We start from the raw sequence: 16,968 nt of genomic DNA, 5'->3' as shown, positions 1-16,968 counted from the left end.
GCTGGATGCCCGGAAGTCCCTTGACAATCACCTGATCTGCGGGCGGCACGAGTTCTTGGGCTCGCCGGACCTTTTCAGGCCTGCCCAAGCAAGTGTATTTCATCTTCTGAAACGAACGATCATTGATTTGGCTGCATTCGGCTCCAAGGCATAGCCTCGTTCACCGCCTCGGGCGAAAGTCGCCGCATCAGGCGCCGAAGGCAGAGTGGGAGGAGTGCATGAAAAACCTGTTCAAGCCGCTTTTCGCGGCGGCCGTGGCATCCGCGGTTTTCCTGGGCATCGGGGTGGCGTCGCACGCCGCGCAGTGGCCGTACGACAAGCCGATCCGCATCATTTTCCCGTTTCCTGCGGGACCTGATTTCCTGGTCCGCATGATGGCGGGCGATCTTGAGAAGCAACTCGGGCAGACGGTGATCGTCGACAATAAACCCGGTGCCGGCGGCACCATTGGCATGAGTGCGGTAGCTCACGCGAAGCCCGACGGCTACACATTCGTGGTCGGTTATCCCGGGCCTTCGGCGAACTACACCAACACCTATTCCGGCTTGCCCTACACACCGCTCGAGGATTTCGACTATGTGAGCCAGCTCACTGCCGGCGACATGGTGGTCGTGGCCCGCAAGGACTTTCCCGCCGACACGCTCGAAGAGCTGATCAGATACGCGAACGAGCATCCGGGCGAGGTGAGCGCCGGGCATCCCGGCATCGGGTCCTACGGCCACATGATCGAACTCATGATGGCGGAAAAGGCAGGCGCGCAATTGAAGATCGTTCCCTATCAGGGCACGGCGCCGATCCTCGTTGACCTCCTGTCCGGCAGCCTCGACATATCGACCGATTTCCTGTCGGAGGCCTATACCGAGCACCTGAAGGCCGGCAACATGAAGGCTCTCGGCATCGCTTCCGCCAATCGCAATCCGAACTTCCCCGATGTGCAGACCTTCCAGGAGGCGGGGATCGACCTTGTCGCGACCGTGTGGGCGGGCGTCATGGCGCCGAAGGGGACGCCGCGCGACATCATCGACAAGATGAACGCTGCGATCGGCGCGTTCCTCGCGTCCGACGAAGCCAAGGAGACCTTCACCAAGAACTATCAGAACCCCTCGCCCTCGACGCCTGAGGGAATGCGGGAACTGGCAGTGCACGAGGAAGCACTCTGGCGCGACATCATCAAGAAGTACGACATCCGCAACAACTAAGTGGGACGTTCAAGCAACGATCGCCAGGGACATTTCCAGGCGACCGTCTCCGCTGCATAAAGCGTGGGCGGATCGAAGGGCAGGCGGCGGATTGACCTCGCTGGGGAAGCAGGGGGAGGCAATGATGAATGAACGGCCCGGTTCCCGCTGGAGCCCGCGCAATCTCGTATTTTCCGCGATCTTTCTGGTCATCAGCCTTGTGGCGGGCGGTTATGCGCTGGCAACGATGAAGACCGGAGCACCCGCCGCGATGGGGCCGGGTTTCTTTCCGGTCATGCTGTCGATCGTGCTCGGGCTTCTTTCGATCGGCGTCGCCTTTCTGCCGCGCGACATCGAGGCCGAGGCGCTGACGGTCGCGCCGCTGAAGGCCACTATCATCATACTCGCCTGCCCGATGATCTTCGGGTTTGCCATCGAGCCGTTCGGGCTGGTCATCGCCGTCTCCCTGGTGATCTTCGTCTCCTGTCTTGCAAGCCGCATCACCACGCTTCGCCAAGCCCTGGTGCTCTCGGCGGTCTTCACGCTCTTCTGTGTTCTCATCTTCCACTACCTGCTCCACATGCCGATTCCGCTCTGGGGCGAGCTGTTCACAGGCTAGGAAATGGATATCGTTTCTCATCTCGCGCTCGGGTTCGACACCGTTTTCCAGCCGGTCAACCTGCTCTTCTGCTTTCTCGGCGTGTTTCTCGGGACAGCCATCGGCGTGCTGCCGGGCATCGGGCCGCTGGGGACGGTGGCCATCCTGCTGCCGGTGACGTTCGGTTTTTCCGCCGAGGCCTCCCTCATCATGCTCGCCGGAATCTACTACGGCGCCCAATATGGCGGTTCGACCACGGCGATCCTCATCAACCTGCCGGGGGAGGCGTCGTCGGCGGTGACCGCCATCGAGGGCCATCAGATGGCCCGCCGGGGCAAGGCCGGAAGGGCGCTTGCGATCGCCGCCATCGGCTCCTTCGTCGCGGGATCGTTCGCGACGATGCTGATCGCTGTCTTCGCGGTGCCGCTCACGCAACTGGCGCTGAAATTCACGCCGCCCGACTACTTCTCGCTGATGGTCCTCGGGCTCGTCGCCTCAATCGCGCTGGCGCATGGCTCGGTGTTCAAGGGCATCGTCATGATCGTGTTCGGGCTCCTGCTCGGCACCATCGGCACCGATCTCTACACCGGGCAGGCGCGCTTCACTTTCGGCCTTTTCGATCTGGCCGAAGGGCTGCCGATCGTCGCGTTCGGTGCCGGCATCTATGCGATTGCCGAGATCCTGAAGGGGCTGGAGGACGAGAGCCAGCGCAATCCTCTGAAAACCAAGATCGCCGGGCTGATGCCGACCCGCCGGGACTTCCGCGTTTCGGCCCTGCCGATCGGGCGCGGCACGCTGCTGGGCTCCTTTCTGGGCGTTCTGCCGGGTGGCGGGGCGATGCTGTCGTCCTTCGCGTCCTACATGGTCGAAAAGCGCATGGCCAAGCATCCCGAAACCTTCGGCCGGGGCGCGATCGAAGGCGTCGCCGGGCCGGAATCGGCCAACAATGCCGGGGCGCAGACGTCGTTCGTGCCCATGCTGACGCTAGGCATTCCCTCCAATCCGCTGATGGCGCTGATGATCGGCGCGCTGATCATTCAAGGCATCACGCCCGGGCCGAACCTCATCAACGAGCAGCCGGCGCTGTTCTGGGGTGTGATCGTTTCGATGTGGATCGGCAATCTGATGCTGGTCGTGCTCAATCTGCCGCTGATCGGGCTGTGGGTCCGGCTCCTGAGCGTCAGGACCAATTTCCTCTACCCCGCCATCATCGGCTTCTCGGCTATCGGCGTCTACTCGGTCAACAACAACTCCTTCGACCTCGTCGTCATGTCCGTGTTCGGCGCTGTCGGCTACGGGCTAACCAAGCTCGAATGCGAGCCCGCGCCGCTGCTCCTCGGTTTCGTGCTCGGCCCGATGATGGAAACCTATCTGAGGCGCACCATGATCCTTTCGGGCGGAGACCCGACCGTGTTCCTGACGAGCCCGATCAGCATGGGGCTGCTGATCATGGCGGCCATCGTGCTGGTCGTCGTCCTCTTCCCTTCGATCAGGAAACGGCGCGCCGAGGTCTTTGTCGAGGAAGATTAGCGGACATTGGGAAAACATACTTTTACCAGCGGCCCTAAAGCGTGACCGCCGGTGCGGTGTCTTCTTCAGGCATGGATCTTAGGGTCTCCGCTTCGCTCCGCCTTGGGATGGCGGAGGCTGGGGACGTTGCCGCCAACCACAAACGCTGGCGATTTGCGGAAGCCCCTCGACCTCGTCGTCCTCGGGCTTGACCCGAGGATCCACGCCTGAACGATCCAGCCGGCAAAAGATCGATGGGCCGTTGATATTAGCTGGTCTTGCCCATCCGCGTCGCCATCTCCTCCTTGTTGAGGCGCGTCGTGGGGATGTCGCTCCTGAAGAGGGTGTGCCATCGGCGCTGGCGGCAGAGCCAGGGCCCGTCACCGTCGCGCACGAAGCTGTCCTCGACGCGGGAGATGGCGACCGGCGGGGCGGATTGTTGCGGTGCCGCGCCGTCATGGGCATAGAGCGTGCAGATCCAGTGGACCTCGGCTTCGTTCTCGCCGAGGCTCCTGAGATGGAAATTGCCCACCAGATGCACGTTCACGCGTGCCCCGCGCTCCGCGCGCCAGGCATAGAATTCGCGGATCTGCTCGCGGCCTTCATAGCGCGCATGCGGACTCACGAAGACCCCGTCGACGGTGTAGTGATCGGCGGCGTTTCGCCCCCAGTTGAAATCGACGTCATGCCAGTAGGCGATCACCTTCTCTTCCAGATGGCGGGCAATGGCGCTCGCTCCTTCAGGCTGCATGGCTCCTCCCTTCGGCACGGTTCGCAATAGCTAGGCAGAGCGCGCCGCATTCCATTCATTGAAGCAGTCGCGCATCGCGACGGTTTCGGTCATCACGTCGTCGGAATAGGCGTTCATGAAATCCTGATAGACATATTCGATGGCGAGTGCCCCGGCATAACCGGCCGTCTCCAGCGTTGCGAACAGGGCCGGGAAGTTGATCGTGCCCTTGGCAAACTTCGCCTGCAGGTCGCCCATGCGGGCCTGGCGCAGATGCACATGCGCGGCGTGGGCGCAAAGCGGGTCTATCTGCTCCTGCGTGTAGCCGAGACAGAGGAAGTGCGAATAGTCGAGCGCCAGCCTGATGCCCGTGCGTTCGACCAGTTCGGCGACGATGGCCGGGGATTCGGCAAAGGAGCGCACGATCGGCTCCACGCAGATCTCCGCCTTGAAAGATTTCTGCACCTCTAGAAGGACCTTGAGGCTCTGCACAGCCACATCCAGCGCCTGCTGCCGCGACTGGCCAGGATTGACGATGCCGGGCAGGAAGAAGACGGTCGGGATGCCCGCCGCGTCGGCGAAGGCCAGAACCCGTTCGAGATCGCGCGCATTGGCGTCGATCGTGCCGGGGAGAGCCAGATTGCGCTCGGGCAGGCTTTCGCCGAAATGGTGATAATAGTTGGGCACCTTGACCCTGAGTGCAAGGACACGCTCCGCCGCCGCGTCCGGATCGCCGAGGATCTCGGCCTTGTCGAGGCCCGGCCGGCGCTTGGTGCTGACGTCGAGCGCATTGATGCCGAGCACCCGGGAGACGCCCGCCGCCTCTTCAAGGGTCAGCGACGGAAACGACCAGGACGTCACAGAAAGATACATGCCTTCCCCCTCCCGAGGCGGTGACTGTCGCCGGTGACGATAGGCGGCGCCAGCCCCTCCGGCAATGCGCGACGATAATGCGGTGGAACCAGCCATCAATGGTGCTTCGCCTGGCATTTCAGCCGGTGAAACGGGATGTCTCCCAGGCTTGCCTGGGCGCGTCCTCTCCCATGAGATGAGCGGACCGCGCCGCCACACGGCGCTTGAGGAGACATGCATGCAGGACATCCGCCTCGGCGACGTGACCATATCGGCGATCCTCGAGCACCAGAAGCTCGGCCTGACGCCGGAGCAACTGTTTTTGGGAAGCGATGCCGAGACCGCGCGCCGCCATTATGCCGAGATGGAGCCTTTCCTCTACGACGCCGAAACGGGCCGCATCGTCCTCGCCTTCCAGAGCTTCCTGATCCGCACGCCCAAAAACATCATCATGGTCGATACCTGCAACGGGGCGGACAAGCTGAAGGATAAAATCGTCTGGGACACCCGGCCCTGGCTCGACAGGTTCCACCAACTGGGACTGACCTTCGCCGATGTGGATTTCGTGCTGTGCACGCATCTGCATATCGACCACACCGGGTGGAACACGAGGCTCGAGCAGGGCAGGTGGGTGCCGACCTTTCCCAACGCGACTTATCTCTTCCAGAAGCGGGAATATGTCTATTGGCAGAGGGCCGCGGAGACGGGAGCCAAGCCGCCGCGGCACCAGGACGACATCTGGCAGATCAACTGCCTGCCGGTGGCCGAGGCGGGGCAGGCCGAACTGGTCGAGGGGGCCCACGAGGTCGACGCCTACGTCTCGCTGCTTCCCACCCCTGGCCACAGTCCCGGCCACTATTGCGTTCACATCCACTCCGGCGGTCTAGAAGCGATCGCCTTGGGAGATCTGGCGCATCATATGCTGCAATGCCGTGAACCAGGCTGGTCCACGCCCTTTTGCTGGGACCCCGAGATGGCTGCCCGATCGCGCATGAAGCTGCTGAGTGAGGCGGTTCAAAGCCGCGCTCTCCTCCTGCCCACGCATTTTCCCGCCCCGACCGCAGGGCGCGTCACGGCAGATGGCGAACGCTTCCGCTATCACTTCCATGAGGCGTGAACTTCCAAGCGCCTCTAGGACGCCGGCAGGCCGTTTCATCATGTGAAATTCCCGGGGATTGGGCATAGATCGAATGCGTTCGCCCGTTAGTTTGCCTGCTCAAGGTCTATCCCGCGACCCTATCCATCGAAAAGGTGGCGGGACGGACCGGAATGCCGAGTTCAGAAGCATAAAATGGGAGGACTTCATGAACTTCAATCCCCGGATGACCCGGATGCTGCTCGCCGGTGGTGCACTTGTCGCCGCGCCGTCATTTGCCTTCGCCGCACAGTGTCCGGAAGGTTATCCTTCCAAGCCGGTGGAGTTCGTCGTCGCCTATGCGGCCGGCGGTGGAACCGACGCCATTGGCCGTACCCTCGCGAGTGAAATCGAGAAGGCGCAAGGCTGGACCGTGCCCGTCAGCAACAAGCCCGGCGCCGGCGGCGATGTGCTGATGACCGCGCTGAAGGCGATGGAACCGGACGGCTACACCGTCGCGGTCAGCTCCACCAACACGGTGGCGCTCGATCCCTATGCCAACGAAGGCGTCAACTTCACTTACGAGGATTTCGACTATCCCGGCACCGCGATGGAGGTGACCTTCGGTCTGGTGACCCTCGCGGACAAGCCCTACTCGACCCTCGAGGAGTTCATCGAATTCGCGCGCGAGAACGGCCGTGCTACGATCTCCACTTCGGCGATCGCGCTGGAAATCGCCGTGCAGAAGATGGCGGACCACTTCGAGGTCAATCTCGTGGCCATTCCCGGCGGCGGCGCGGCCGACGCGCTGCAGAGCGCGCTTGGCGGCCACGTGGATGCAACCATTCAGGGCTCGCAGCACATCCAGCAGATCCAGGCCGGAAAGATGAAGCAACTTTCGACGCTGGTCGCCAACCGCGTTGCGTATGCGCCGGATACCAAGACGGTGATCGAAAGCGGCGTCGACGCGACGGCCGGCGCCTATGTGCTGTTCGCGCTGCCCAAGGGCGTCGACCCGGCGATCCGGACCTGCCTCCAGCAAGTGCTCGACGAAGCGACCAAGTCGGAGGCTTATGCCGAACTGATGAAGAACTTCGATTCCGTTCCGGCCAATCTGGGCCCTGACGGCGCGCTGGACTTCATCAAGAAGCAAGCCGCCGACTACAAGGCGATCTTTGAAGCACGCAACAAGTAAGCCGTGCAGATGGGGCCTTTGACCACGGACCGCGTATTGGGGGGAGCCGCCGTGTTGTTCGGCGCCGTCCTCCTCCTCTACGCCATACCCGCCAATGTGAGAATGATCCCGGGGGCATTGCCGTATCCGGCACTGTTCCCGCAGATCGCGGCCTGGCTCTTCATCGCTCTTGGCCTGATCCAGGTGTTCTTCGTCAATGCCCAGGTTCAGGTGCCGAGCGCGAGGCGGATTCTCTTCTTCGGGCTTGCGGCGGTCCTGACGCTTGCAGCGCTGCTCCTCGTGGATCGGTTGGGCTATCTGCCCGTCATGATCGCGCTGATGGCCGGGGTCGTCTGGATGGTGCGCGAGCGCCGCTGGGCCTGGGTCGCGGTGGTCGTTCTAGGGCTTCCGGTGGGCATCTGGCTGTTGTTCGAACAGGTCCTGCAGCGGCCGCTGCCCTGACCAGCAAAGAGATGGGAAATGCCTGACATAGCAACCATCCTTACGGGGCTGATGGACGCCTTCACGCTCGGCAACCTGTTCTACATCGTGCTTGGCGTGATGTTGGGGCAGATCGTCGGCGCGATCCCCGGTCTCAGCATTCTGATGGCGCTCGCCATCGCCATCCCGCTCACCTATTCGCTCGACACGCTCACGGCCATTTCGTTCCTCATTTCGATAAACAAGGGCGGAACCGTGGGCGGCGCCGTGCCGGCGATCCTGCTCAACACCCCCGGCACGCCGGAATCGGCCGCAACCGCGCTCGATGGCCACCCGATGGCCCAGAAGGGGCAGGGCGGCAAGGCGATGAAATACTCACTCTACTATTCCGTCTTCGGCGACGTCTCCAGCGATATCGTCCTGATCACCGTCTCCGCGCCCTTGGCGCTGGTCGCCCTGAAGATGGGGCCGATCGAGATCATGACGCTGATGATCCTCGCCTTCACCGTCATCGCCGGGCTTGTCGGCAGTTCGATGGTCAAGGGGCTGATCTCGGTCGCGCTCGGCTTCCTCCTCGCCTCCGTCGGCATCGACCCGGCAATGGGGTCGGCGCGCTTCACCTTCGGCATCGTCGACCTTCTCGACGGGATTCCGCTCACCGCGCTTGCCGTCGGCATGCTGGCGGTGAGCGAGATCTTCATCCAGATTTCCGAACATGCCAGCCGCGACAAGGGCGCGGCGAGCGAAAGCGCGCAGTCCTTTCTCGATGCGAAAAGCCAGCGCGTCAGTTTCAAGGAGCTCTGGGCCAACCGGATGGTGGCGTTCCGTGCGTTCCTGATCGGAACCGTCATCGGTGCCATTCCAGGCCTGGGGTCCACGACAGCCGGTTTCCTCTCCTATTCGATCACCAAGCAGTCGGCCAAGGACCCGGAAGCGCTCGGGACCGGCGATCCACGCGGCATCGCCGCCTCCGAGGCCGCGAACTCCGCGGTGGTGGGCGCCAACCTCATTCCGCTTCTCACCCTCGGCATTCCCGGCAATATCGCGGCCGCACTGCTGGTCAGCGCCTTCATCATTCACGGCGTGCAACCCGGGCCGCTTCTCTTCGAGCAGCAGGGCGCGCTGATCTATGCGCTGTTCGGCGCCATGCTGATCGCCAATGCCGCCAACCTCGTCGTCGGCCAGTTCGGGATGCGGCTTTGGGCTTTCGTGGTGACGGCACCGGCGACGGTCGTCTATCCCGGCGCCCTGCTGCTCTGCATCACCGGCATGTACTTCGCCGCCGGCGGCGTGCTCGGTATCGTCATCATGTTGGCGGCTTCGGTGCTGGGCTATTTCATGCGCATCTTCGGCTATTCGATCATTGCCTTCATCGTGGCCTTCGTGCTGACCCCGCAGCTCGAGCGCTCGATCAACCAGACGATGTTGCTGACCCAGGGGGACCTGACGGCGCTGATCAATCACCCGATCGCGATTGCGCTCCTGGTGCTGTCGGCCATTGCGCTGGTCTATCTGGGGCCGGGCAAACGCGGCAAGGCGCTGGAAGCCTAGCGCAGGAAATCATCCATGCTGGCGAGCAGGTTGGCCCGGCCGCGCTCGGGCCTGTCGAGCAACACATAGTGGGTGGTGTTCTTCTCCGCCCACAGCACCACCTCCTCCGCATGCACCAGGTCCCTCATGAACACCTCCATGTCGGTCATCCGGCACAGGCTGTCGAACTCCGGCTTGACGATCATCACCTTGCAGTAGATCTGGCTGGCGTGGACCAGCTTCTCGCCATTGCAGCCCATGCGGTAAAGGTCTTCGAGCATGCCGTTGGGGCTGCGATAGGCGGGCGGGTCGCGATCCTTCGCGGTGGGATCGCCATCGATGAGCGCCTGCCGGAAAGCCTCGAACATGGCGGAATCGCGCCAGGCGTCCTTGTCCTCGATCGGGATCTGCTCGTTCCAGTGCTTGTCCAGGAGTTCCAGCGAATTGAAAGCGTAGTTGCCGAAGCGCTTCTGGTTGAACTGGCCAGGATTGTCGGGATCGTCCCAGACCGAGCCGATGGTGAATTGGGGATGGTCTCCCGCTCCGCCATAGATCATTGTGTAGAGTACGATGTGGCTGACCTTTTCCGGCCAGAGAGCCGCATACATCGCGCAGCAGGTGCCACCGACGCCCCAGCCGAACAGGCCTACTTTCTTCTGGCCGGTCGCGGCGATCAGGTGATTGGCCGCCGCATCGATGTCGCGGGTGATCTCGATGGTGCGCACCAGAGGGTCGGCGCCGGGCACGGGCGGCCGCTCCATCGCCGCCGGGCGCTGCGAGCGCCCGAAGCCACGCGCGTCGACGATGTAGACCACGTGCCCCTTGGCAGCCAGGTCGGCGGCGAGCGAACCGTTTTCCACCGGAAGGTCGAACTCGCTGAGCCCTGGGATGCGCGTGCCGTGCATGAGGATCATCGGCACCCGGTCGGTCCGTTCCGAACGGACTTCGCGAATGGCGATCCTGTAGCCGTCCACTGTCTCGATGTGAAAGTCGCTGCGGGCAATGTCAGGCATGGGCCGGATCCCTTCGGTGATGAAAACGGGCGTGAGTTGCGGCGGTTCAGTCTTCCTCGACGAAGACCTCGTTGCGCTTTTTGCTGACCGCCGGGAACGCAACGACGATGAGGACGATCGCGGCCGTCGCCAGCAGCAGGGCACTCAAGGGGCGGGTGAGGAACACCGTCGGGTCCCCATGCGAAATCAGCATTGCCCGCCGGAAATGCTCCTCCAGCATCGGCCCGAGCACGAATCCCAGGATGAAGGGCGGCACCTCGCATTCGAGCTTGGTCAGAGCGTAGCCGATGATCCCCGCAAGCGCGATCTGGTAGATGCCGAAGGGCGAATTGGTCATCGAATAGGTGCCGATGCAGCAGAAGGCGACGATCACGGGAAAGAGCACGTTGTAGGGCACCTGCAACAGGCGCACCCACAGCCCGATCAGCGGCAGGTTGAGCATCAAAAGCATCGCATTGCCCACCCACATCGAAGCGATGATGCCCCAGAAGAGCGTGGGATTGTTGTTGATGACGCCCGGTCCGGGAACGACGCCCTGGATGATCAGCGCGCCGATCATCAGCGCCATCACGACATTGGAGGGAATGCCGAGCGAGAGCATGGGAATGAACGAGGTCTGCGCGCCGGCATTGTTGGCGGCCTCGGGCGCAGTGACGCCTTCGATGGCGCCGTGGCCGAACTCCTTGGCGTTCGGAGACACGTTCTTCTCGATATTGTAGGCGACGAAGGACGAGAGAAGCGCGCCGCCGCCCGGCAGGATACCCAGAAACGAGCCGATGACCGTGCCACGCACCATCGGTGCGACCATGCGCTTGAGATCGTCCTTGCTCGGTATGATGCGACCGATCCTGGCGATGGTTGCCGTGCGGGTGTTCGAATGCTCGAGATTGCGCATGATCTCGGATATGCCGAACAGCCCCACGGCGATGGCGACGAAGTCGAGTCCGTCCAGGAGCTCGCGTGTTCCGAAGGTGAAGCGGCGCGCGCCGGTATAGATGTCGGTTCCGGTAAGCCCGAGCAGTAGCCCCAGGACGATCATGCCGACGGCCTTGGCCACCGAGCCGGAGGCCAGCGCTATGGAGGAGATCAGCCCCACCAGCATGAGCGAGAAATACTCCGCCGGCCCGAAGCTGAACGCGAGCCGGGTGAGGGGGACGGCAGCGAGCGCAATCAGAAAAGTCGCCGCCGTGCCGGCGAAGAACGACCCGATGCCGGCGGCGGCAAGCGCCGGCCCGGCGCGGCCCTTCTTCGCCATTTCGTGGCCGTCGATCGTCGTGACGGCCGACGCGGCTTCGCCGGGAAGCTTCAGAAGGATCGCGGTGGTCGAGCCGCCATATTGCGAGCCGTAATAGATGCCCGCGAGCATGATGAGCGAACCTTCCGGCGAGAGACCGAAGGTGATGGGCAGGAGCAGCGCGATGGTCGCCAGCGGTCCGATGCCCGGCAGGACGCCGATCACCGTGCCCAGCAGCGCACCGATGAAGCAATACATCAGGTTGATGGGCTGCAGGACGACGGAGAAGCCAAGGCCGAGATTGTTGAAGATGTCCATCCGTCGCGCTCTCTAACCGCCGAACCAGCTGCCGAAGATCGGCAACGGCACATGCAGGCCGACCGTGAAGACGAGGGTGCAGAAGACCCCGATGCCGGCGGCGACGGCCAAGGCTTTCGGCGGTGTCATCGTGCGGCTGGCGGCGCTCGATATGAGGCCGGCGACGAACGTGCCGGGCAGCATTCCCAAGCTCTCAGCCGTTGCCGCAAAGACGACGATGGCGATGGTGAGGAAGATGATCGCGCGCCAGGCGATCTCGCCGAACGGAGTCTCGGCCGTTCTTAGGAAGCTGCGCGCCATCAGGAACAATGCGATGAGCAGCAGAACGCCGCTCAGCATGGCGGGAAAGAAGCCGGGACCCATGCGCACAGGCGTGCCGACCTGCATGGTGGTCAGCGACATGAAGCCGTAGATCAGCGCGAAAACCGCGAAAATCGCCCCTGTTGCGAAGTCTTTCCGATTGAACGACATCGGCCCTCCCCTGCCTCGTGCCTGAAAAACGACCCGCTCATGGACCCCTGCCTCCCGGTGCCCGCCTGGCCGGCTCGATGGCGTTGGGCGAAGTCATCATCTTCAGGCTTGGACCGTCGACTGCTTCCTTGTGGGATTTCATATGGTGAAACCGCGAGAATCCCCGATGTCGCATCACGGGCGAGGGGCTCTAGGTTCGCATCACAATGATGTGGAAGGGATCAGGGGAGCATGGCCGCAGTGCAGATGCAGGAACAAAGGCAGTTTACGGCACGGCTGCGTGCGGGCGAATCTCTGTTCGGGACCTTCGTGAAAATGCCGACCTATCACGCGACGGAAATCCTCGCTTCCGCGGGGTACGACTTCATCGTCATCGATGAGGAGCACGCTCCGATCAACCGCGAATCCATCGATGCGATCATCCTGGCTGCCCGGGCGCGCGGGGTCGCGCCCCTGGTGCGCATCGGCGAGCCCACCGACTTCAACATCATGGCGCAGCTCGATGCCGGCGCTGCGGGCGTCTTCGTCCCGCATGTGAACTCGGTGGAAAAGGCGAGCCGGATAGCCGCAGCTTGCCGCTACGCGGGAGGGCGGCGCGGGTTCTCCAAGACCGGCCGCGCCGGCGATTATGGTGCGGCCGACACCGATGCGCATCTGGCCCATCAGGACGTCCACACGCTCTGTATTCCCATGATCGAGGACCCCGAGGCCATCGATGTGATCGACGAGATCGTGGCGGTCGAGGGCGTTGCCGCACTCTTTGTCGGGCGGGGGGACCTGTCGGTTGCCATGGGCGAGCGCAGCCAGACGGCAAAGCCCGTGCTGGAGGCCACCGACAAGGTGATTGCCGCGGCCAGGAACGCAGGCAAGCCCGTTCTCATGCTCGCCGCCGGCGAAGAGGACCAGGCCGCACTGATGAGAGCCGGTGTCAGGACGTTTCTGACCGGATCGGATCAGGCCTTTCTGCGCCGGGCCGCCGCTTCGGCGCTCGGCACCTGCAGGGCCGTGGCCGCACGCAGTATTTCATCTTGAGGAACGAGACCATGTATGTTGCTTCCGACCCGCGCTCGGCACTGACGCAAACGGCCGGAGACAAGAAGCCGCCCGCCGCCCCGGTCGCGCCGGCGGGCTATTTCGTCTTCGATGAGAGCCACCCTTTCGACGAGGCGGACGGGGTGAAGACCTGGTATGCGCAGGCCGAAAACTTCGTGATTGCCTATTCCGATGCCCGCGCCGGCAGCAGGCTGGTCCGTGCAGAGCAGGCCGACGAATACATGGTCATCCTGCCCGAGCGGGACACGCGGATCACCATCTCCTGGAACGGCACCGAGACCGAGGTCGAGGGCTACTCGATCGTCTTCGTGCCTGGCGGGCCGAGCACGATGACGGTCACGGCCGCGGGGCCCGTCGTGCGGTTCCTGACCCGGAAGGCGGCCGATATCGTCGCGCGTTGCGAGGCGCTGCTGCCTCCTTATGTGCCCGACAAGAACGTTCCCCCGCTGCAACCCTGGCCGGATCCCAGGGGCGGGTTCGAGGTCAGGGCCTATTCGCTCGACGTGCCGCAGGAGCAGGGTCGGTTCGGGCGGATTTTCCGCTCGACCAATTTCATGGTCAATTTCGTCTACCCGCGCCAGGGGCCGCGCGACCGCACGCAACTGTCGCCACACAAGCACGACGATTTCCAGCAGTGCTCGCTCTGTGTCGCCGGGACCTTCATCCACCACATCCGCTGGCCATGGGAGACCGACGCCAACACCTGGCGCGAGGACGATCATGTGACCTGCGGCGCACCCTCGGTGGCGATCATTCCGGCAGTCGCGCTGCACACGTCGGAAGCTGTCGGCAAGGGCGTCAACCAGCTGGTCGATGTCTTCTGTCCGCCTCGCAAGGACTTCTCGGTCCAGCCGGGATGGGTGCTCAATGCGGCAGACTATCCTGCACCGGATGGGCAGGGCGAGTAGCGGAACCTAGGGAGACAAGAAATGCCGGAATTCGAAGCGCCGCCGCGGCCTGCCTTCAATCCTGAGGTCGAGAAGCTCCTGGAAGGGGCGGTCGACCTGCACTGTCACAGCGGGCCGGCCGCGATGCCGCGCATTCTGGACCACCACGACCAGATGATGGAGGCAGGGGAGGCCAGGTTCAAGGCGGTCGTGTTCAAGGACCACTACTATCTCGGCACGCCCCATTCGATCCTGCTGGAAAAGCTGTTTCCGGAGACCGGCGTCCGCCTTTTCTCGGGAATCGTCCTCAACAACGCTTCGGGCGGCATCAATCCATTTGCAGTCGACCATGCCGTCCGGCTGGGCGGCAAGATCGTCTGGATGCCCACCTTCTCGGCCGCCAATCACATCAGCAAGGTGGCGACGGAGGCCAAAGGTTTCCCGAAGGTAGCCGGCGCTCCCGATCCCATACCGCTTTCGGTGCTCGACGCGAACGGCAAGGTGACCGACGAAACCAAGCACGTGCTCGATATCATCGCTGCGGGGGACATCATCCTGGCGGGCGGGCATCTCGGGGTCGATGAGCAGATCCCGATGTTCGAGGAGGCCAGGGCGCGCGGGGTGAAGAAGATGCTCGTCAATCACCCGACCTATCTGATCGGCTGTGAGGATGCCCATATCCGCCAGCTCGTCGGCCTGGGGGTGATGATGGAGCATTCGATCACCCAGTTCATCGAAGGGCGGGGCAAGAAGCACGATCCCGAATTCGCCGTGCACCTGATCGAGGTGGCGGGGGTGGAGAACACCATCTTCAGCTCCGATCTGGGCCTCAAGGGTGCAGCGCGGCCGGTGGACGGCTACCGCATGCTGATCGCGGACCTGCTGCGGCTCAATATGGCGGAGGACGACATCCGCACCATGTTCGGCCGGAACGGCGCCCGGCTCCTCAACCTCGATTGAACACAGGGTCTTCCAACGTCCTTTTCATATTCTGAAACGGCCAAACAAATGATGAGCGGCACTCCCTCGTCGCCCCTATGAAGGATGGTCTACAAGGGAGGGTCATATGAAACCGTTCAGCAAGATCGCCTCGGCGATCGCTGTTGGCGCCATGATGGTGGCAGCCGCCGTTACCGGGGCCGCAGCCGCCTACCCCGAGCGCCAGATCAAGATCATCATCGGCTTTCCGCCCGGCGGAGCCGACACCTTCACCCGCATGATCGCGGAATACATGCAGAACAAGCTCGGCGTGCCCGTGGTCGTCGAAAACGTTCCCGGCGCATCGGGCACCATCGGGGCGACCCAGGTCGTGGACGCGCCGGCCGACGGCTATACGCTGTTCTTCGCCACCAACGGACCGGGCGCCAATGCCAAACTGCTTTATCCCGATCTGCCTTATGACCCGCTGGTCGATCTCGATCCGGTCATCCGGCTCGGCGAATCCACCATGGTCATCACCGCCAATGCCGACCAGCCCTACAGCAATCTCGAAGAGATGATCGCCTATGCCAAGGAGCACCCGGGGGAAATCTCGGTTGCCCATCCGGGCTATGGCGGGCTCGGCCACGTGGCGATGGAATATATCAAGCGTGAAGCCGGGATCGATGTGAACATCGTGCCCTATACGGGGTCGGGCACGCTCATCCCGGACCTTCTCGCCAATCACGTGCAAACGTCGAGCGACTCCCTGCCATCCTATATGCAGCATGTGGAGGCGGGCACCATCAAGTTCCTCGCGCAGCTCGGCCCGAAGCGCAATCCAATGATCCCCGACGTGCCGACCGTGCGCGAAAGCGGCCTCGATATGGAATCCTTCATCTGGTACGGCATCTTCGCCCCCAAGGGCACGCCGGAAGAGGCGGTGAAGGTGCTGAACACCGTCATCACCGAATATCTCCAGACCGACGAAGCCAAGGAGAAGCTCGCGGCGATGCGCATCATCGCGGACCCTACCACGCCGGAAGTGTTGCGCCAGACCCAGACCGACGAGATCGAGCAATGGGGGCCGGTGGTCAAGGATCTCGGCATCGTCATCAAGTAAGATACTCCCACGGCGGACCGTGCGGCGGGGCTTACACCCCGCCGCTTTTTTGATCAGGTGAAGAAGAACCTGAGCGGTGTGCGGCCGGTGATGCAATGGCGCATGGCTGGATCCGGCACCCATTCGGCAAGCTTGGCGAGCGTCTCGGCATAGGTGACCTTGTGCTCGAAGCCGGCGAACGGCCAGTCGCTCGCCCACATCACCCGGTCCCAGCCGCCGGCGGCGACCAGTTCCCTGGCCACCTGGTCGGCAAGCCCGGGCTTCTTGAAGCGGAAGCCGCCGGACATCTTCACCCAGGTCTTGCCGCGGTCCATGGCTGCGAGCGCCGCCTTGAAGCCCGGATCGTTGACACCCTCGTCGGTGTCGATCAACACCATGTGATCGAGCACCACATTGGCGCCGGCATTCTCGATCGCCGCGATGGTGTGGGCGATGCGCTCGGGACGCTCGGTCAAGTGGACGTGCCAGCCGAGATCGGCGCAGCGGCGCAGGATGCGCCGGTAGGGCTCGGAATTGATGTCTGGCGTCGTCTCCTTGGGCCGCCACAGGAGCCGGATGCCGAGAAAGCCCTCGTCCCGGTATTGCTCCAGAATGCGGATGTCCCAGTCGAGATCCGGCATGAGCGTGGCGCGCAGCCGCTTGTGCTTCTTGAGGGCAGCGCGGACGTAATCATTATATGTGCCGTAGATGCTGGCCGCCGAGATGACGCCGAAGGTCACCCCGTTGGCGTCGAGCATCGCGAGGCAACGCTCGATCGAAGCGTCTTCGCCCGGATGGTGCCAGGCGCCGTCGGCAATCGGCATGTCCCGGGTGTAGATATGAAGGTGCGAATCCACCAGCGGTGCGTCCACCTGGGCCGTCATT

Annotated in this window: 17 protein-coding genes; 11 read left to right on the top strand and 6 right to left on the bottom strand. The window is 63.3% G+C overall.

From position 1 onward, the window contains the following. Positions 1-218 precede the first annotated feature (218 nt). The 3 genes from PVE73_RS18720 to PVE73_RS18710 all read left to right on the top strand — a co-directional run bounded on the left by PVE73_RS18720 (position 219) and on the right by PVE73_RS18710 (position 3,306). The gene (locus tag PVE73_RS18720; RefSeq protein ID WP_277363691.1) at positions 219-1,199 is read left to right on the top strand and encodes a tripartite tricarboxylate transporter substrate binding protein; all 981 of its coding nucleotides are present in this window, start codon (positions 219-221) and stop codon (positions 1,197-1,199) included. Positions 1,200-1,323: 124 nt separating this feature from the next. After that, positions 1,324-1,797, top strand: coding sequence for a tripartite tricarboxylate transporter TctB family protein (locus tag PVE73_RS18715; protein ID WP_277363690.1), 474 nt, complete (start codon positions 1,324-1,326; stop codon positions 1,795-1,797). A 3-nt stretch (positions 1,798-1,800) separates the two neighbouring features. Next, a complete protein-coding gene (locus tag PVE73_RS18710; RefSeq protein WP_277363689.1) occupies positions 1,801-3,306 on the top strand; it encodes a tripartite tricarboxylate transporter permease in 1,506 nt (501 codons plus the stop codon). A 247-nt stretch (positions 3,307-3,553) separates the two neighbouring features. Here the strand turns inward: PVE73_RS18710 and PVE73_RS18705 are convergent, their stop codons facing one another. Further along, positions 3,554-4,036: a nuclear transport factor 2 family protein gene (locus tag PVE73_RS18705; protein ID WP_277363688.1), complete on the bottom strand. Its 483-nt coding sequence runs from the start codon at positions 4,034-4,036 to the stop codon at positions 3,554-3,556. Between the two features lie 30 nt (positions 4,037-4,066). Beyond that, entirely contained in the window at positions 4,067-4,888 is an 822-nt protein-coding gene (locus PVE73_RS18700) for a TIM barrel protein (RefSeq protein WP_277363687.1), read from the bottom strand. Positions 4,889-5,105: 217 nt separating this feature from the next. Between PVE73_RS18700 and PVE73_RS18695 the strand changes: the two genes are divergently transcribed. The 4 genes from PVE73_RS18695 to PVE73_RS18680 all read left to right on the top strand — a co-directional run bounded on the left by PVE73_RS18695 (position 5,106) and on the right by PVE73_RS18680 (position 9,108). Further along, positions 5,106-5,984 (top strand): MBL fold metallo-hydrolase, encoded by an 879-nt coding sequence (locus tag PVE73_RS18695; protein ID WP_277363686.1) that lies wholly within the window; start codon positions 5,106-5,108, stop codon positions 5,982-5,984. A gap of 187 nt (positions 5,985-6,171) precedes the next feature. Beyond that, positions 6,172-7,137, top strand: a complete 966-nt coding sequence (locus PVE73_RS18690) for a tripartite tricarboxylate transporter substrate binding protein (RefSeq protein WP_277363685.1) — start codon at positions 6,172-6,174, stop codon at positions 7,135-7,137. 54 nt (positions 7,138-7,191) lie between these two features. After that, entirely contained in the window at positions 7,192-7,578 is a 387-nt protein-coding gene (locus tag PVE73_RS18685; RefSeq protein WP_277363684.1) for a tripartite tricarboxylate transporter TctB family protein, read from the top strand. Positions 7,579-7,596: 18 nt separating this feature from the next. Beyond that, positions 7,597-9,108 (top strand): tripartite tricarboxylate transporter permease, encoded by a 1,512-nt coding sequence (locus PVE73_RS18680; protein ID WP_277363683.1) that lies wholly within the window; start codon positions 7,597-7,599, stop codon positions 9,106-9,108. On the opposite strand, the gene PVE73_RS18675 is transcribed toward PVE73_RS18680, so the two are convergent. Genes PVE73_RS18675 through PVE73_RS18665 form a run of 3 tightly spaced genes read right to left on the bottom strand, consistent with a single transcriptional unit; the run spans position 9,105 to position 12,123 of the window. Further along, on the bottom strand, positions 9,105-10,100 hold the full coding sequence (locus PVE73_RS18675; protein WP_277363682.1) for an alpha/beta hydrolase: 996 nt from the start codon (positions 10,098-10,100) through the stop codon (positions 9,105-9,107). The genes PVE73_RS18680 and PVE73_RS18675 overlap by 4 nt on opposite strands. 46 nt (positions 10,101-10,146) lie before the next feature. Next, on the bottom strand, positions 10,147-11,652 hold the full coding sequence (locus PVE73_RS18670) for a tripartite tricarboxylate transporter permease (RefSeq protein ID WP_277363681.1): 1,506 nt from the start codon (positions 11,650-11,652) through the stop codon (positions 10,147-10,149). Between the two features lie 12 nt (positions 11,653-11,664). Then, positions 11,665-12,123: a tripartite tricarboxylate transporter TctB family protein gene (locus tag PVE73_RS18665; protein ID WP_277363680.1), complete on the bottom strand. Its 459-nt coding sequence runs from the start codon at positions 12,121-12,123 to the stop codon at positions 11,665-11,667. A gap of 231 nt (positions 12,124-12,354) precedes the next feature. Here PVE73_RS18665 and PVE73_RS18660 point away from each other — a divergent pair, with 231 nt between their 5' ends. The 4 genes from PVE73_RS18660 (at position 12,355) to PVE73_RS18645 (ending at position 16,104) form a co-directional block, all read left to right on the top strand. Then, positions 12,355-13,155 (top strand): aldolase/citrate lyase family protein, encoded by an 801-nt coding sequence (locus PVE73_RS18660; protein WP_277363679.1) that lies wholly within the window; start codon positions 12,355-12,357, stop codon positions 13,153-13,155. A gap of 11 nt (positions 13,156-13,166) precedes the next feature. Then, positions 13,167-14,084 carry a hypothetical protein gene (locus PVE73_RS18655; protein ID WP_277363678.1) on the top strand — a complete coding sequence of 306 codons (918 nt, stop codon included), beginning with the start codon at positions 13,167-13,169 and terminating at the stop codon, positions 14,082-14,084. A 21-nt stretch (positions 14,085-14,105) separates the two neighbouring features. Further along, on the top strand, positions 14,106-15,023 hold the full coding sequence (locus tag PVE73_RS18650; RefSeq protein ID WP_277363677.1) for a DUF6282 family protein: 918 nt from the start codon (positions 14,106-14,108) through the stop codon (positions 15,021-15,023). Between the two features lie 106 nt (positions 15,024-15,129). After that, a complete protein-coding gene (locus PVE73_RS18645; protein WP_277363676.1) occupies positions 15,130-16,104 on the top strand; it encodes a tripartite tricarboxylate transporter substrate binding protein in 975 nt (324 codons plus the stop codon). A gap of 53 nt (positions 16,105-16,157) precedes the next feature. Here PVE73_RS18645 and PVE73_RS18640 read toward each other — a convergent pair whose 3' ends face one another. Further along, positions 16,158-16,967, bottom strand: a complete 810-nt coding sequence (locus tag PVE73_RS18640) for an amidohydrolase family protein (protein ID WP_277363675.1) — start codon at positions 16,965-16,967, stop codon at positions 16,158-16,160. Between the last annotated feature and the right edge of the window lies 1 nt (position 16,968).

Origin of the sequence: Chelativorans sp. AA-79, from assembly GCF_029457495.1 — a bacterium.
Taxonomy (GTDB): Bacteria; Pseudomonadota; Alphaproteobacteria; order Rhizobiales; family Rhizobiaceae; genus Chelativorans.
The sequence above is the reverse complement of the archived record's forward strand: the minus strand, read 5'-3'. Positions and strand labels throughout refer to the sequence as shown.

Excerpts from the sequence above, each read along its gene's own strand:
- PVE73_RS18640 (WP_277363675.1), bottom strand. The coding sequence starts at position 16,967 with ATGACGGCCCAGGTGGACGCACCGCTGGTGGATTCGCACCTTCATATC.
- PVE73_RS18660 (WP_277363679.1), top strand. The coding sequence starts at position 12,355 with ATGGCCGCAGTGCAGATGCAGGAACAAAGGCAGTTTACGGCACGGCTG.
- PVE73_RS18650 (WP_277363677.1), top strand. The coding sequence starts at position 14,106 with ATGCCGGAATTCGAAGCGCCGCCGCGGCCTGCCTTCAATCCTGAGGTC.
- PVE73_RS18690 (WP_277363685.1), top strand. The coding sequence starts at position 6,172 with ATGAACTTCAATCCCCGGATGACCCGGATGCTGCTCGCCGGTGGTGCA.
- PVE73_RS18665 (WP_277363680.1), bottom strand. The coding sequence starts at position 12,123 with ATGTCGTTCAATCGGAAAGACTTCGCAACAGGGGCGATTTTCGCGGTT.
- PVE73_RS18720 (WP_277363691.1), top strand. The coding sequence starts at position 219 with ATGAAAAACCTGTTCAAGCCGCTTTTCGCGGCGGCCGTGGCATCCGCG.
- PVE73_RS18645 (WP_277363676.1), top strand. The coding sequence starts at position 15,130 with ATGAAACCGTTCAGCAAGATCGCCTCGGCGATCGCTGTTGGCGCCATG.
- PVE73_RS18655 (WP_277363678.1), top strand. The coding sequence starts at position 13,167 with ATGTATGTTGCTTCCGACCCGCGCTCGGCACTGACGCAAACGGCCGGA.
- PVE73_RS18680 (WP_277363683.1), top strand. The coding sequence starts at position 7,597 with ATGCCTGACATAGCAACCATCCTTACGGGGCTGATGGACGCCTTCACG.
- PVE73_RS18695 (WP_277363686.1), top strand. The coding sequence starts at position 5,106 with ATGCAGGACATCCGCCTCGGCGACGTGACCATATCGGCGATCCTCGAG.
- PVE73_RS18715 (WP_277363690.1), top strand. The coding sequence starts at position 1,324 with ATGAATGAACGGCCCGGTTCCCGCTGGAGCCCGCGCAATCTCGTATTT.
- PVE73_RS18705 (WP_277363688.1), bottom strand. The coding sequence starts at position 4,036 with ATGCAGCCTGAAGGAGCGAGCGCCATTGCCCGCCATCTGGAAGAGAAG.
- PVE73_RS18670 (WP_277363681.1), bottom strand. The coding sequence starts at position 11,652 with ATGGACATCTTCAACAATCTCGGCCTTGGCTTCTCCGTCGTCCTGCAG.
- PVE73_RS18675 (WP_277363682.1), bottom strand. The coding sequence starts at position 10,100 with ATGCCTGACATTGCCCGCAGCGACTTTCACATCGAGACAGTGGACGGC.
- PVE73_RS18710 (WP_277363689.1), top strand. The coding sequence starts at position 1,801 with ATGGATATCGTTTCTCATCTCGCGCTCGGGTTCGACACCGTTTTCCAG.
- PVE73_RS18700 (WP_277363687.1), bottom strand. The coding sequence starts at position 4,888 with ATGTATCTTTCTGTGACGTCCTGGTCGTTTCCGTCGCTGACCCTTGAA.